The following is a 16,136-nucleotide window of genomic DNA, read 5'->3' as shown; positions in this document are numbered from 1 at the left end:
CGTGACGCCGCTGGTCAGCATCCAGGGCCTCAGCGTCGCCTTCAACGGCGTTGCGGTGCTGCGCGGCGTCGATCTCTCCTTGCAGAAGGGTGAGGCCCTGGGCCTCGTCGGCGAGTCTGGCTCCGGCAAGTCGGTGACGTGGCTTGCCGCGCTCGGCCTCCTGCCGAGGCATGCGGAGATCTCGGGATCGGTTCGTCTCGACGGACGCGATATCCTCGGCGCGCCTGCGTCCCAACTCGACCAGGTGCGGGGCGGGCGGGTCACGATGATCTTCCAGGATCCGGCGAGCGCGCTCAATCCGGTCCTGACCATCCGCAGGCAGCTCTGCGAAGCCTTGGCGCTGCATCGCGAACTCTCCGGCACGGCCGTGAAGGCCGAAGCACTGCGTCTGCTCAACCTCGTCGGCATCCCGGACGCGGCACGGCGGCTGTCGGCCTATCCGCACGAATTCTCCGGCGGCCAGGTCCAGCGCATCATGATCGCGATGGCGTTGGCAGGGAATCCCGATCTGCTGATCGCGGACGAGCCGACCACCGCGCTCGACGCCACCATCCAGGCACAAATTCTGGAGCTGCTCTCCACTATCCGCCGCGAGATGAGCATGGCGATGGTGCTGATCAGCCACGATCTCGGCGTCGTCGCCGAGAACTGCGACCGCGTCGCCGTGATGTATGCTGGCCGCATCGTCGAGCAGGCACCTAGCAACCAGCTCTTTGCCGATCCCGTGCACCCCTATGCGCAAGGCCTGATTGGCGCGCTGCCGCCGCTCGACGGGCCGCGCCGACGCCTCACCGCCATTCCAGGCACCGTGCCCGATCCCGCGCACATGCCTGATGGATGCGCCTTCGCACCGCGTTGTTCGCTGGCTGCGGAGCCGTGCGGCCTCGCGGCTCCAACGCTTGCGCCCATCGCGGACGATCGCGCCGTCGCTTGCATTCGCGCCGAGGCCTCGCGCCGCGCGCTGCTCGGGATCGCCGCCGAATGAACGCGCCGCTCGTCGAGGTGTCCTCGATCGCGCGCAGCTATTCCATGCGCTCCGGGATGTTCGGCCGCAGCACGGCCGTGCACGCCGTCGATGGCGTGTCGCTGACCATTCCCAGGGGCGAAACGCTCGGCCTTGTCGGCGAGTCCGGTTCGGGTAAGTCCACGACGGGGCGCATCGTGCTCGGCCTCGAGCCGCCCGATCGCGGCGAGGTGCAGTTCGACAGCAAGCCGATGGCGGCGCTCGGGACACAGGCGTGGCGTGCACAGCGCGCCCGCATGCAGATGATCTTTCAGGACCCGCTGGGAGCGCTGGACCGGCGTTTGCCGGTCGCAGCACAAATCCGCGAGCCGCTCGATATTCACGGTGTCGGCACGCCGGCCGAGCGCGAGGAGCGCGTCCGCGAATTGCTGCGCGCGGTCGAACTCACGCCGGCGCATGGCGGGCGTTATCCGGGCGCACTGTCCGGCGGACAGCGCCAGCGCATCGTGCTGGCACGCGCGCTGGCCACGAAGCCGGATTTTTTGGTCTGCGACGAGCCGGTCAGCGCGCTCGACGTCTCGATCCAGGCGCAGGTCGTGAACCTGTTGGCCGATCTCCAGGCGCAGCTTGGGCTCACGCTGCTGTTCATCAGCCACGATCTGCGGGTCGTCAGGCAGATCAGCAATTTCGTTGCCGTGATGTATCTCGGCCGAATCGTCGAGATCGGCAGCGCCGACGATCTCTTTGCGCGCCCGGAGCACCCGTACACGCAGGCGCTGGTCTCGGCTTCGCCCGCGCCCGGCCGCCGCAGCGCAGGCCGCATCGTGCTGGCGGGCGATCCGCCGAACCCGGCGGCGCGGCCGCAAGGCTGCGCCTTCCATCCGCGCTGTCCGCGTGCCATCGCGCGCTGCGCGAGCGAGGTGCCGACACTGTCTGCCGTCGGCGGCGATCGCCGGGTCGCTTGCCATCTCGTGACCGGGCCGCAGGCTGGGGCTTGGGACGCGGCGTGATGGGACGCTATTTCGCCATTCGCATTGGACGGGCTGCGCTCACGATCGTCCTCGTTGTCACCTTCGCCTTCGTCGTGCTGCGGCTATCAGGCGATCCCGCGCTGATGATTTTGGGACCGGAGGCGCCGCCGGAAGTGCTCGCCGCCTTCCGCAAGGCGTGGGGCCTCGATGATCCCATCTGGTTTCAGTATCTCGATTACTTCGGCGCCATCGCCAAAGGCGAGCTCGGCCGTTCCATGCGTGACGGACGACCGGCGATCGAGCTCGTGCTGGAGCGGATTCCAGCAACGCTGGCGCTGACCTTGCCGGCCTTCTTCTTCAAGGTCGCGCTCGGAATTCCCGCCGGCATCTACGCCGCGCTGCATCGGGGATCGGGAATCGACCGCGCCGTGATGATGACGGCGGTTGCCGGCTTCACCGTGCCGAGCTTTGTGCTGGCGCTGCTGCTCGTGCTTGTCTTTGCCGTGCAGCTCGGCTGGCTCCCGTCGGGCGGGCAGGACAGCTGGCGGCACGCCATCCTGCCCATCGTGACACTCAGCCTTGGCGGCGCCGCGGTGCTGGCGCGTTTCACCCGCAGCGCCATGCTGGAGGTGTTGGGTCAGCCCTATATACGCACGGCGTCCGCCAAGGGTGTGCCGTGGCGCAAGGTGGTGACGTCGCATGCCCTGCCGAACGCCGCGATCCCGACCGTCACCATTCTGGGCTTCATGGTGGGCACGCTGATCGCGGGCGCGGTCGTGGTCGAGAGCGTGTTTGCCTGGCCGGGAGTAGGGCGCCTGCTTGTGGTTGCGGTTGCCAACCGCGACCTCGCCGTCGTGCAATGCATCCTGCTGCTGGTGGCGCTAACCATGGTCACGTCCAACCTGATCGTCGATTTCCTCTACGGCTTCCTCGATCCGCGGCTGCGGGCCAAAGGGGCTCATGCATGACCGACGCGACGCTGAAAGACGCTGGCGTGCGCCGCCGCATCAACCTTCCCGCGATCCCGATCTCGGTCGCGCTCGCGGTGACCTGGATCGTCGCCATGCTGGTGATCGCAGCGTTCGCCGAGAAGATCGCGCCCTATGGCTATACCCAGCTCGACCTGCGCAACCGACTGTCGGCGCCCGGCAATGTCGCGCATTGGCTCGGCACCGACGAACTCGGCCGTGACGTGCTGTCGCGCCTGCTCGTCTCGATCCGCATCTCGCTGCTGATCGCCTTCGGCGCGACCGCGATCTCGGCCGTGGTCGGCACCACGCTCGGCTTCCTCGCCGCGCATTTCCGCGGCGCCGTCGAGCAGCTCGTGCTGATGCTGACCGACTTCCAGGCCAGCATGCCGTTCCTGATCATGGCCCTCGCGGTGCTCGCCTTCTTCGGCAACTCGCTGCCGCTGCTCATCGGCCTGATGGGCCTGTTCGGCTGGGAGCGCTACGCCCGCATCGCCCGCGGCCTCGCCATCTCCGCCAATGCGCAAGGATATGCAGCCGCCGTCCGCCAGCTCGGCGCCACGCCGGCGCGGATCTACCTCCGGCACATCCTGCCCAACATCGCCTCGACCCTGATCGTCTCGACCACGCTGGTTTTCCCCGAGGTGATCCTGATGGAATCAGGCCTGTCCTTCCTCGGCCTCGGCGTGCAGCCGCCGATGACCAGCCTCGGCAATATGGTTGGCTACGGCCGCGAATATTTGACCCGGGCGCCCGGGATCATGCTGGCGCCGGCGACCACCATCGTGATCACCACGCTGGCGGTCTCCGTGATCGGCGACTGGCTGCGCGACCGGCTCGATCCGACCCTGCAATAGGCCGCGCCGGGAGCAGGGGAGGCCTGCACCGGGCTAATCCGGGCCATCTTGAGGCAAGTTCCCGTTGCGCCCGCCCGGCCCGTGCGCTATCCGGCCGGAAAGGCCTGAGGCGGCTTCGATATTTCCCGCCCGGCCGATGCAAACCGAGGACGGAAACCGCCATGCCAGCCTATCGCTCCCGCACCACCACCCACGGTCGTAACATGGCGGGCGCCCGCGGCCTCTGGCGCGCGACGGGCATGAAGGACGGCGATTTCGGCAAGCCGATCATCGCGGTCGTCAACTCCTTCACCCAGTTCGTGCCCGGCCACGTCCACCTCAAGGACCTCGGCCAGCTTGTCGCCCGCGAGATCGAGCAGGCCGGCGGCGTCGCCAAGGAGTTCAACACCATCGCGGTCGATGATGGCATCGCCATGGGCCATGACGGCATGCTCTACAGCCTGCCGTCGCGCGAGCTGATCGCCGACAGCGTCGAGTACATGGCCAACGCGCATTGCGCCGACGGCCTCGTCTGCATCTCCAACTGCGACAAGATCACGCCCGGCATGCTGATGGCCGCGCTGCGGCTCAACATCCCCGCAGTGTTCGTCTCGGGCGGGCCGATGGAGGCTGGCAAGGTCACGCTCCAGGGCAAGACCAAGGCCGTCGATCTGATCGACGCCATGGTGGCCGCAGCCGACTCCAAGGTCAGCGACGAGGACGTCAAGGTGATCGAGCGCTCGGCGTGCCCGACCTGCGGCTCCTGCTCGGGCATGTTCACGGCCAATTCGATGAACTGCCTGACCGAGGCGCTCGGCCTGGCGCTGCCCGGCAATGGCACCGTGGTCGCAACCCACGCTGACCGCAAGCGCCTGTTCGTCGAGTCCGGCCACACCATCGTCGATATCGTGCGCCGTTACTACGAGCAGGACGATGCGAGCGTGCTGCCGCGCAATGTCGCGAACTTCAAGGCGTTCGAGAACGCGATGACGCTCGACATCGCGATGGGCGGCTCGACCAACACCGTGCTGCATCTGCTTGCGGCGGCCCATGAAGGGCAGGTCGAATTCACCATGCAGGACATCGACCGGCTGTCGCGCCGCGTGCCCGTGCTGTGCAAGGTCGCGCCGTCCGTTGCCGACGTTCACGTCGAGGACGTGCATCGCGCCGGCGGCATCATGGGCATTCTGGGCGAGCTCGACCGCGCCGGCCTGATCGACACCTCGGTCTCGACCGTGCACGCGCCGACCATGAACGACGCGCTGGAGCGCTGGGACATCAAGCGCTCCAGGAGCGAAACTGTCCGCACCTTCTATCGCGCCTCGCCCGGCGGCATCCCCACGCAGGTCGCGTTCAGCCAGGAGCGCCGCTACGACGAGCTCGACACCGATCGCGAGAAGGGCGTGGTCCGCAACCTCGAGCACGCCTTCAGCAAGGACGGTGGCCTCGCCGTGCTCTACGGCAACCTCGCTCAGGATGGCTGCATCGTGAAGACCGCAGGCGTTGATAGCTCGATCCTGACATTCTCCGGCCCCGCGCGTGTGTTCGAAAGCCAGGACGCGGCCGTCGAAGGCATTTTGGGCGGCAAGGTCGTGGCCGGCGAGATCGTGGTCATCATCTACGAAGGCCCGCGCGGTGGCCCCGGCATGCAGGAGATGCTGTATCCGACCAGCTATCTGAAATCGATGGGCCTCGGAAAGGCATGCGCGCTCGTCACGGATGGACGCTTCTCCGGCGGTTCGTCCGGCCTGTCGATCGGCCATCTTTCGCCGGAAGCGGCCGAAGGCGGCAACATCGGTCTGGTGCGGACCGGCGACCGCATCGCCATCGACATCCCGAACCGCAGCATCAACCTCGATGTCTCCGACGAGGAGCTCGCCAACCGCCGCGCGGCAGAGGAGGCAAAGGGCGATGCCGCCTGGCAGCCCGCTGCGCGCAAGCGTAACGTCTCGACCGCGCTGCAGGCCTACGCTGCGCTCACCACCAGCGCCGCGCGCGGCGCGGTGCGTGAGGTGAAGCGGCGCACGAAGTCAACGTGACTTTGCGCGGGCGTGATCGCGAACCTCGCGGTCGCGCAACGTGCATGGTCAACAAGTTCTGAACGGTCGGCGAAAGCCGGCCGTTCGCATTAAGGATGCCCCGACGAACTTCGGAAGAGCTGGATTTTGCAGCGTATAGTGCTGCGACCTTCGCAAATCCATTTTGTGCAACTGGGGCACCACCACAATGTCTCGTACTCTTGCTGTTGTTTTCGGAACAGTCGTCGCTGCGATTTCGATGACGACTGCTGCCTCCGCCGGCTGCTACAATTGCTACGCGCCGCCGCAGCCGTGCACGACCTGCTATCAGCAGCAATACGTCGCGCCGCAGTACCGCTCCGTCGACGAGACCGTGATGGTGTCGCCGGGTGCGACCGTCGCCCATCGCACGCCGGCGCAGTACCGCACCGTGATGGTTCCGCAGACCGTGATGGTGGCGCCGCCGAGCGTCCAGTACGAGCGCATTCCGCCGCAATACGCCACGCGCCAGCGCGTCGAGATGGTCTCGCCCGGCTATTCCTATTACGCGCCGGTGGCGCCGAGCTGCGCGTCCTGCGGCTACTGAGCCAACGCAACAAACAAACGAACTTCGCGCGGTGCCCCAAAAAAGGCGCCGCGTTTTCTTTTGAGGGCGAAGCCAAACGAGGCCCGGAAATGGAGGCGAATCCAACCGGGCCTCGCGACCAGCGACGCCCTGGGTGGCATTGCCAGTCCCGACGGAGGCTAAAGGACCAAACTGACGCTCGCCTGACAGATCCCGTGCCAACGAAAAGGCGGGGCAGGCCGCGCAAGCAGCCCAACTTCGCGTTGCCTTGCGCGGCCGACTACGTTAAGCGACAGCCATTCCGGACTTGCAGCCCGGGCTTGGAAGGGTGGCCGAGTGGTTTAAGGCACCGGTCTTGAAAACCGGCGTGCCCGCAAGGGTACCGTGGGTTCGAATCCCACCCCTTCCGCCAGTATATTGTTCTCCACTGTTCGTGGTTGTTCGAACTCCACAACAAATCAGTGACTTATGCCGAAGAGCTGTACTTCGCAGTGTGCGGGTCTTCAAGGTGATGATCCCGTTTGGCACGCGGGCCCCTGGCCGGTGAACGGGCAGGACCTTTATCGAGCGGACACTCGGATTCGGTTGGGGGTACCCCCAATGAGGCCGCAGAATAGTCCGCCGTGCTGCTACAAATCCCCTGCGGCACGTTGTCTATTATCCAGGGTCCGTTGGACGTTAGCGCCACGGCTGGCAAGATCATTTTGTCTGGCGACCGGCACGGCATTCGTGGTGCGGGGAACGTTTGTTGCGAAGCTTGATGCAAACGTTGACACCTGAGCCTCAGCGAAATCTTGGACAGAGACAGAGGGAGCAGGAACATGAGTTATTCCTCTCAGATCCAGACACTGTTCTCCGGGCCATCGGACACCAACACTTATCCCCCGGATAGCGGCCTCGCCATCGGGCCAAACTACGCCGTGATGATCGAGGGCTCGCAGATCGAGTGGACGAACCTGACCGGCGGATCGCCGACCGTGCAATCGGTCTACAGCTTCTTCGCGCCGCTGTCGCCGACAGGGGGCTTTTTCGATCAGCGCGTCGTCTACGACAGCGTCAATCAGCGCTTTGTTGCGATCATGGAGTACCTGGCGCCGGACGGCACCACCACCGACATGGACATTGCGGTCTCCAAGGACTCCAATCCGAACGATGGCTGGACCTTCTCGCAGCTCAATACGACCGTCACGATCAACGGTCAGTCGACCGACTCCGACCGCCCGACGTTGGCGGTCGACGGTTCGAACGTCTACATCTCGGCCGCACAGTACAACATCAACGTGTCCGGTTACGCCGGCACGGAAAACTGGATCATCGGCGATACCGCCGGGGCGGGCGGTGGCATCTATGGCGGCGGCACGCTGAGCGTGACCGCGAGCGAAGTCATGCCGTCGACCCAGGGTATCTTCGCCGTCGCATCCGGCACCAACGGCAAGACCTACTACGCCAGCGACTACTCCAGCGGAGGTCAGATCGTCGTCGCCTTGCAGACCTACGACAAGGCCACCAATACCTTCAGTACCACCAGCACCATCGCGCTCGGCAATATCGACCAGGGCGGCAGCTACACTGCGCAGCAGCAGGGAACGAGCCTCCTGCTCGACGCCGCTGACAAGCGGATCGCCAGCATGGTCTATGCCAACGGCTATCTCTATGCCGTGGCCGAGATGAAGCCGATCGGGTCCAGCGTGCCCCTGGTCCATTGGTTCAAGATCGACGTCAGCAATCCCAACGCTCCGTCCCTTGTGGCGCAAGGTGATATCTCCGGCGCCGCAATCGGCGCCAGTGTAGCGACGTTCAATCCTTCCATCGCAGTGGATACGGCGGGCGATGTCCTCATCAATTTCACCGCTAGTGGCCCGAACATGTACCCGGCGGATTACTACGTCTTCCAAGGCGGTAGCGATCCCGTGGGATCGTTCAGCGCGCCGATCCTGTATCAGGCCAGCACCAGTTTCTTCAACTCGGGCGATGGAAACAGCACGCAGCGCTGGGGCGCCAATTCATCGGCGACGGTCGACCCGAATAATCCGAACTCGTTCTGGATCTCGAACGAATATGTCGCCAACGGCTGGTGGCAGACGGCGGTCGCGCGGATCGCCATCCAGGGTTCAGCCGCAACGCCGCCGACGGTTTCTTCGATCGCGGCCTCGGGCACCGGCATCACCAGCGGCGCCGGCGATCTCAACGCTGGCAAGTTGGTCACGCTGACCGTGACCTTCAGCGCGGCCGTGACGGTCAACACCACCGGCGGCGCACCGACGCTCGCGCTCAATGATGGCGGCACGGCGAGCTACACCGGTGGTTCGGGGAGCACCGCGCTCACCTTCAGCTACACGGTGGCGGCGGGCCAGAACACAGCCGATCTCGTCATCTCGGCGCTCAATCTCAACGGCGCGGTCATCAATGATGGGGCTGGCAACGCCGCCAACCTGTCGGGAGCCGCCAACTACAATTCGGCCGGCATCCTGCAGATCGACACGACGGCGCCGACGATTGCCTCGATCGTCGCGACCGGCACCGGCATCACCAACGGCAGCGGCACTGTGAGCACCGGCCAGGTCGTCACCTTGACCGTCAATCTCAGCGAGGCCGTGACGGTCAATACCAGCGGCGGCACGCCGACGCTCACCCTCAACGATGGTGGTACGGCGACCTATACCGGCGGCACAGGTAGCACCGCGCTCACCTTCAGCTACACGGTGGCGGCAGGCCAGACCACGTCCGATCTCGCCATCTCGGCGCTCAACCTCAACGGCGCGGTCATCAGCGACGGCGCCGGCAATGCCGCCAACTTGGCCGGCGCAAGCAACTACAATCCCGCCGGCATCTTGCAGGTCAACACTACGGCGCCGACGATCGCCTCGATCGCGGCTTCCGGGACCGGCATCACCAGCGGCAGCGGCGATCTCAACGCCGGCCAGGTAGTTACGCTGACGGTCAATTTCAGTGCGGCCGTGACGGTCAACACTACCGGCGGCGCGCCGACGTTGACCCTCAACGACGGCGGCACGGCGAGCTACACCGGCGGTTCGGGCGGCACCGCGCTCACCTTCAGCTACACGGTGGCGGCAGGCCAGAACACCGCCGATCTCGCCATCTCATCGTTCAACCTCAACGGTGCGGCCATCGCCGATGCGAGCGGCAATGCCGCCAATTTGTCAGGCGCGACGAACTACAATCCGGCCGGCACGCTGCAGATCGACACGACAGCGCCCACGATTGCCTCGATCGTCGCGACCGGCACCGGCATCACGAACGGCAGCGGCAGTGTGAGCACCGGCCAGGTCGTCTCATTGACGGTCAATCTCAGCGAGGCCGTGACGGTCAACACCAGCGGCGGTACGCCGACGCTGACCCTCAATGATGGCGGAACGGCGAGCTATACCAGCGGCACGGGCAGCAGCGCGCTCATCTTCAGCTACACGGTTGCGGCGGGCCAAACCACGTCCGATCTTACGATCTCGACGCTCAACCTCAACGGCGCGGCCATCAGCGACGGAGCCGGCAACGCCGCCAATCTGGCGGGCGCCACCAACTACAATCCGACCGGCACCCTGCAGGTCAACCCGAGCACCACCGCCACCTCGCGTATCCAGACGCTGTTCTCCGGGCCATCGACCACCAGCAACTATCCGCCGCACAACGGTCTTGCTGTTGGCCCGAACTTCGTCGTGATGATCGAGGGATCACTGATCGAATGGACAAACCTGGCCGGCGGGTCGCCGACCCAGCAGTCGGTCTACAGCTTCTTCGCGCCGCTGTCACCGACCGGCGGCCTTTTCGATCAGCGCATCGCCTACGACAGCGTCAATCAGCGCTTTGTCGCGATGATGGAGTACCTGGCGCCGGACGGCACCACCACGGACATGGATATCGCTGTTTCCAAGGACTCCAATCCGAACGATGGTTGGACCTTCTCGCAGCTCAATACGACCATCACGATCAATGGTCAGTCGACGGATTCGGACCGCCCCGCGCTGGCAGTCGACGGTTCGAACGTCTACATCTCGGCACCGCAGTACAATATCAAGGTCTCCGGTTACGCTGGCACCGAGAACTGGGTGATCAGCGACACGGCCGGCGCGGGCGGTGGCCTCTATGGCGGCGGCACGTTGAGCGTGACCAAAAGCGAGGCCATGCCGTCGACCCAGCGCATCTTCACCGTTGCAGCCGGCAACAATGGCAAGACCTACTACGCGAGCGACTTCTCCAGCGGAGGTCAGATCGTCGTTGCCCTGCAGACCTATGACAAGGCCACCAATACCTTCAGTGCCACCAGCACCATCGCGCTCGGCAATATCGACCAGGGCGGCAGCTATACCGTACAGCAGCAGGGGACGAGCCTTCTGCTCGACGCCGTCGACAACCGGATCACCAGCATGGTCTATGCCAACGGCTATCTCTACGCCGTGGCCGAGATGAGGCCGAGCGGCTCGAGCGTACCTCTGGTCCATTGGCTTAAGATCGACGTCAGCAATCCCAATACTCCGTCCCTCCTGGCGCAAGGCGACATCTCCGGCGCCTCACTCGGAACCAACGTGGGGACGTTCAATCCGTCCATCGCGGTGGACGCAGCGGGCGATGTCATCATCAATTTCACCGCGAGTGGTCCGAACTTGTATCCGTCGGACTATTACGTCTTCCAGAGCGGCAGCAGTGCCGCGGGCTCCTTCAGCGCGCCGATCCTGTATAAGGCGAGCACCGGTTTCTTCAACTCGGGGGACCGGTCCAGCGTGCAGCGCTGGGGCCTCAATTCCTCGGCCATCGTCGACCCAAACAATCCAAACTCGTTCTGGATCTCGAACGAATATGTCGCCAACGGCTGGTGGCAGACGTCGGTCGCCCAGATCGCCATCCAGAATTCCACAGGAACCGGTCCAGCGATTGCCTCGATCGCGGCCTCGGGCACCGGCATCACCAACGGCAGTGGCGATCTCAATGCCGGCAAGGTGGTCGCGCTGGCCGTGAACTTCAGCGCGGCGGTGACGGTCAATACCAGCGGCGGCTCGCCGACGCTCGCGCTCAATGATGGCGGCTTTGCGAGCTACACCGGCGGCTCGGGCAGTACTGCGCTCACCTTCAGCTACACGGTGGCGGCAGGCCAGAATGCCGCCGATCTCGTCGTCTCCGCGCTCAACCTCAACGGCGCGACCGTCACCGATGGCAGCGGCAACGCCGCCAACCTGTCGGGCGCCACCAACTACAATCCCGCCGGCACCCTGCAGATCGACACGACGGCGCCGACGATCGCCTCGATTGTCGCGACCGGCACCGGCATTACGAACGGCAGCGGAAATGTGAGCACCGGTCAGGTCGTCACCTTGACCGTGAATCTCAGCGAGGCCGTAACGGTCAACACCAGCGGCGGCATGCCGACACTCGCGCTCAACGATGGCGGCACGGCGACCTACTCCGGCGGCTCCGGTAGCACCGCACTCACGTTCAGCTATACGGTTGCGGCGGGACAGACCACATCCGATCTCGCCATCTCCTCGTTCAATCTCAACGGCGCAGTGGTTAGCGACGGGGCCGGAAACGCCACGAATCTGTCGGGAGCTACCAATTACAATCCCAGCGGCACCCTGCAGGTCAACTCGACGGCGACGACGGTTGCCTCGATTGCGGCCTCGGGCACCGGCATCACCAGTGGCACCGGCGATCTCAATGCTGGCAAGTTGGTCACGCTGACCGTGAACTTCAGTGCGGCCGTGACGGTCAACACCACCGGCGGCGCACCGACGCTGACGCTCAACGATGGTGGTGCGGCAAGCTACACCGGCGGTTCAGGGAGCACTGCGCTCACCTTCAGCTACACGGTTGCGGCGGGCCAGAATGCCGCCGATCTTATCGTCTCCGCGCTCAACCTCAATGGCGGGACCATCACCGGTGGCAACGGCAATGCTGCCAACCTGACGGGTGCGACCAACTACAATCCCGCCGGCATCCTGCAGATCGACACGACGGCGCCGACGATTGCCTCGATTGTCGCGACCGGGACCGGCATCACCAATGGCAGCGGCAGTGTGAGCACCGGCCAGGTCGTCACATTGACGGTCAATCTGAGCGAGGCCGTCACGGTCAATACCAGCGGCGGCACGCCGACGCTCGCCCTCAACGACGGCGGCACGGCGAGCTACGCCAGCGGCTCGGGCAGCACCGCGCTCACTTTCAGCTACACGGTGGTCGCCGGCCAGACCACATCCGATCTCGCCATCTCGTCGTTCAACCTCAACGGCGCGGTCGTCAACGATGGCGCCGGCAATGTCGCCAACCTGACGGGCGCCACCAACTACAATCCCACCGGAACGCTGCAGGTCAATTCGACGACGACCACCACGGGCGTACCGAAGTACAGCCACATCGTCGTCGTGGTCGAAGAAAATCACAACTATGACCAGATCGCCGGCAACAGCCAAGCGCCTTACATCAACAGTCTCATGGCCGGCGGCGCATCGCTAACCAACATGACGGCGGAGGCTCATCCGAGCCAACCGAACTATTTCACCCTCTATGCCGGCTCGACATTCGGCACCACCGATGACAACTCCTACAGCCTTCCGGATCCAACGCTGTACACCGTGTTGAAAAACGGGGGATTCTCGTTCACGGGCTATGTGGACGAGGGCGGGCTTGGCAGCGACTTCAACCATGACCCCTGGGTTTCATTCCCGGAGGGGCGCACGGTTCAAACGGACTTCACCAGCTTCCCGGCGCTTTTTGCCAACGGCAATTATTCGAGCCTGCCGACCGTCTCGTTCGTCATTCCCAGCGTGAGTAACGACATGCATAACGGGACGATCGCCCAGGGTGATACATGGCTTCAGCAAAACCTGGGCGCCTATGCCCAATGGGCGGTCAACAACAATTCGCTGCTGATCGTCACCTGGGACGAGAATGACGATTCGACCTCCGAGGCTGCTTCCAACAAGGTTCCAACTCTCTTGTATGGCGCCAACGTGGTCCCGGGAAACTACAGCACCGCCTACGATCACTACAATCTTCTGAGCACGATCACTAATTCCTTGGGCTTGACCGCTCCCAACAACGCCGCGACAGCGGCGCCCATTCAAGTGTTTGGGACGGCCGCTCAGGCGGCTGCGCTGACGGTGGATCAAGACGGGGTGGCCGAGAGTCCGGCGCTGACGATTGGCGGCACGTCGCTGACGGTGCAGGCCGGAGGATCCGTGCCGTTGGGCATCACCGCGACGCCCGTCGACTCCGACGACCAACTGTCGCTGAGCATCAGCGGCTTGCCCAGCTACGAGTCGATCACGGCTCCGGCCGGAAACACTGTCACGAGCAGCCTTCAATCCAACGGAACCTATACCTGGACCATTACCGAGGGCTCCTCCACGACAGGCCAACCGCTTACCGGGCTGACGCTGTCGTCGAGCTATACGGGTACCGACCATCCGGTCGCGACGTTTACGGTGACCGCGAGCAATACAACGTCGGGCGAAGCCGCGACATCGGCGTCACAGACCATGACGGTAACCGATCCGCCGGCGCCTTCGCCAAGTGGCCCCAATGGCTTGTCCCAAGACGCGGGGAGTATCGACCGCCTTGCAGCGCTGATGGATCAATTCGCAGCGGCCGGCTTCGGCGGAAACAGCTTTGGTCCGTCTCCTTCGACCCCCCATCCAATAATGGGTGGAATTGGTGGGGACCCGGCTTTCCTGGCCGCTGCCCATTGCCACACAGGATGAGCAGCGGTGGACCGGCCTCGCTATTCGCCTGTTTCGTGGCGCGATCACACCCGCGCCATTTGCTCAGGCCAAGGGGTATATCCAGCACGGCAGGATCTGTCGGCTCCGAAGAATCCGCTCGACCAGGCAGCAGAGGAACGAAACGCGGAAAACCAGCGGACGTTGCCGCTGGCCGCGCAAGTCTGGACTGGCGATCGCGAGCGGGGCTGCCGATCAGACTGAGGGCGAGCTGTCGCGGCTCATCTCGGGTCGCGCAAGGGCGCAGGGGTTTCGACTGACACATTGCACCGGCGAGCAGCAACACCTGGACGCTCTGTGACATCTATCTGTCACAAGAGCGCGGCATATCATTCTTACCAAATTGGAAATCTGGGGTTGGAAATATGCGTCGTATCGTTTCTTCAAGTGTTTTGCTTGCTTCGATGTTGGCCGCACCGGCGGCCAAGGCGGATGTCATGCTGCTGGCGATGGGCTCGCTGAGTGGAAGCAGCGCCGGCGCAAATGCGGACCTTTCGGGGCTCACCGGCACGCTGGAAAATGGCCTTCCCGCCAACATACTTGGCGGAATCGGATCCGGAATCACCTATGCGGGTGGCAATACGTTCTACGCGCTGCCGGACCGCGGTCCGAACGCAACGCCCTACAACTCGAACGTGGATGACACCGTCTCTTATATCAGCCGATACCAGACGGTGAGCATGAACCTGACGGCAACGCCAGGCGGAAGCTTGCCGTATTCGCTGACGCCGACCCTGACCAAGACGACGCTGCTCTCCAGCTCGGCGCCATTGATCTACGGAACGGGCGCGGGTCTCGGCAACAAGATCGACGGTACCCCACTCGGGTCCGGTGCGCCGACGCAGAATACGAGCAGCACCTATTACTTCACGGGTCGTTCTGACAATTTCGGTGCCGGGAACTCCGGAAATCCCAACAACGCCCGGCTCGACCCCGAGTCCATTCGCGTCTCGCCGGACGGCAAGAGCGTGTACGTCTCCGACGAGTACGGCCCCTACGTTCGACAGTTTGACAACGCCACCGGCAAGTTGGTCCAGACCTTCACCTTGCCGAGCAACCTCGATGTATCCAAACTCTCTCCGGTGGGAGGTACCGAGATCAGCGGCAACACGTCCGGCCGGACGGCAAATAAGGGCATGGAAGGACTGGCACTCACGCCGGATGGAAAGACGTTGGTGGGCATCGTGCAAGCGCCGCTCATTCAGGACGCTTCGGGAGCCTCAAAAAACACCGTACGCATTGTCACGATCGACGTGGCGACCCACGCAACGCACGAATACGCATATAATCTGACGACAGGCAGCGGAGTCAGCGAGATCGTCGCGCTGAATGACCACCAATTCCTCGTCGACGAGCGGGACGGCAAGGGCCTCGGCGACGGCAGTGCGGCCAAGGTGAAGCAGCTTTTCATCATTGACCTCAAAGGAGCCACTGATGTCTCGAGCCTGAACGGTTCGGCTCTGGCGGCCGCTGCCGTGACGAAGTCGGGCCCGTTCCTCGACATCGTGTCCGCGCTCGGAGCCCACGGTATTCCGAGCACCCAGGTGCCGTCGAAGATTGAAGGTCTCACCTTTGGCCAGGACGTCACGGTCAACGGCCAGGTCGAGCACACGCTGTGGGTCGCCAACGACAACGACTTCATCCCAGGGACCGCCGGCCCGAACGTCTTTTATGTGTTTGGGTTCACCGACGCCGATCTGGCCAAATACGGCGCCAGTTTCACTCCGGAGCAGATCGCTGCCGTTCCGGAGGCATCGACCTGGGCGATGATCATCACAGGCTTTTTCGGAATCGGCCTACTTGCCTCTCGGCGTCGGAAGCAACCGGCCTTGGCCTAAATCCAGTTTTGCGAATGCTAAAAGGCCGCCTTCGGGCGGCCTTTTCATGTCCGCGCGCGCTCGGGCGGCGCATCAATCCCGACGGACGAAGCGCGGCTCGATATCGGACAGCCGCATCTCATCAGGCCCAACGATGATCCCGAACAGGTCGAGTCAAACGATCGATCCCTACGCCGATCGATTTCGGAATAGTCGCATTCTGCCGCTGTTTTGCCCGACACGTCAAGTGAATTTCGCAGAATCCGCATT

At 64.1% G+C, this 16,136-nt stretch carries 8 protein-coding genes and 1 tRNA gene; all 9 read left to right on the top strand.

Annotation, left to right across the window (positions count from 1 at the left end):
* Position 1: 1 nt before the first annotated feature.
* The 9 genes from YUA_RS0142670 to YUA_RS0142625 all read left to right on the top strand — a co-directional run bounded on the left by YUA_RS0142670 (position 2) and on the right by YUA_RS0142625 (position 15,887).
* Positions 2–985 (top strand): ABC transporter ATP-binding protein, encoded by a 984-nt coding sequence (locus YUA_RS0142670; RefSeq protein ID WP_027536124.1) that lies wholly within the window; start codon positions 2–4, stop codon positions 983–985.
* Complete coding sequence (locus YUA_RS0142665) at positions 982–1,974, top strand: ABC transporter ATP-binding protein (protein ID WP_027536123.1); 993 nt, start codon at positions 982–984, stop codon at positions 1,972–1,974. The genes YUA_RS0142670 and YUA_RS0142665 overlap by 4 nt, the downstream gene beginning before the upstream one ends.
* Entirely contained in the window at positions 1,974–2,903 is a 930-nt protein-coding gene (locus tag YUA_RS0142660) for an ABC transporter permease (RefSeq protein ID WP_027536122.1), read from the top strand. The genes YUA_RS0142665 and YUA_RS0142660 overlap by 1 nt, the downstream gene beginning before the upstream one ends.
* Positions 2,900–3,760 (top strand): ABC transporter permease, encoded by an 861-nt coding sequence (locus YUA_RS0142655; protein ID WP_027536121.1) that lies wholly within the window; start codon positions 2,900–2,902, stop codon positions 3,758–3,760. Before YUA_RS0142660 ends, YUA_RS0142655 begins: the two co-directional genes overlap by 4 nt.
* Before the next feature lie 161 nt (positions 3,761–3,921).
* Entirely contained in the window at positions 3,922–5,778 is a 1,857-nt protein-coding gene (gene ilvD, locus YUA_RS0142650) for a dihydroxy-acid dehydratase (RefSeq protein WP_027536120.1), read from the top strand.
* Between the two features lie 238 nt (positions 5,779–6,016).
* Positions 6,017–6,343, top strand: a complete 327-nt coding sequence (locus YUA_RS0142645; RefSeq protein ID WP_035973168.1) for a hypothetical protein — start codon at positions 6,017–6,019, stop codon at positions 6,341–6,343.
* Between the two features lie 301 nt (positions 6,344–6,644).
* A tRNA-Ser gene (locus YUA_RS0142640) sits at positions 6,645–6,734 on the top strand.
* Between the two features lie 409 nt (positions 6,735–7,143).
* Complete coding sequence (locus tag YUA_RS46740; protein ID WP_035973166.1) at positions 7,144–14,031, top strand: alkaline phosphatase family protein; 6,888 nt, start codon at positions 7,144–7,146, stop codon at positions 14,029–14,031.
* A gap of 383 nt (positions 14,032–14,414) precedes the next feature.
* Positions 14,415–15,887, top strand: a complete 1,473-nt coding sequence (locus YUA_RS0142625) for an esterase-like activity of phytase family protein (protein WP_027536118.1) — start codon at positions 14,415–14,417, stop codon at positions 15,885–15,887.
* Positions 15,888–16,136 lie beyond the last annotated feature (249 nt).

The organism is Bradyrhizobium sp. WSM3983, assembly GCF_000473045.1.
Taxonomy (GTDB): Bacteria; Pseudomonadota; Alphaproteobacteria; order Rhizobiales; family Xanthobacteraceae; genus Bradyrhizobium.
The sequence above is the reverse complement of the archived record's forward strand: the minus strand, read 5'-3'. Positions and strand labels throughout refer to the sequence as shown.

What these genes read in the sequence shown, in the direction of transcription:
- YUA_RS0142665 (WP_027536123.1), top strand. Translation starts at nt 982, where the DNA reads ATGAACGCGCCGCTCGTCGAGGTGTCCTCGATCGCGCGCAGCTATTCC.
- YUA_RS0142660 (WP_027536122.1), top strand. Translation starts at nt 1,974, where the DNA reads ATGGGACGCTATTTCGCCATTCGCATTGGACGGGCTGCGCTCACGATC.
- YUA_RS0142655 (WP_027536121.1), top strand. Translation starts at nt 2,900, where the DNA reads ATGACCGACGCGACGCTGAAAGACGCTGGCGTGCGCCGCCGCATCAAC.
- ilvD (WP_027536120.1), top strand. Translation starts at nt 3,922, where the DNA reads ATGCCAGCCTATCGCTCCCGCACCACCACCCACGGTCGTAACATGGCG.
- YUA_RS0142645 (WP_035973168.1), top strand. Translation starts at nt 6,017, where the DNA reads ATGACGACTGCTGCCTCCGCCGGCTGCTACAATTGCTACGCGCCGCCG.
- YUA_RS46740 (WP_035973166.1), top strand. Translation starts at nt 7,144, where the DNA reads ATGAGTTATTCCTCTCAGATCCAGACACTGTTCTCCGGGCCATCGGAC.
- YUA_RS0142625 (WP_027536118.1), top strand. Translation starts at nt 14,415, where the DNA reads ATGCGTCGTATCGTTTCTTCAAGTGTTTTGCTTGCTTCGATGTTGGCC.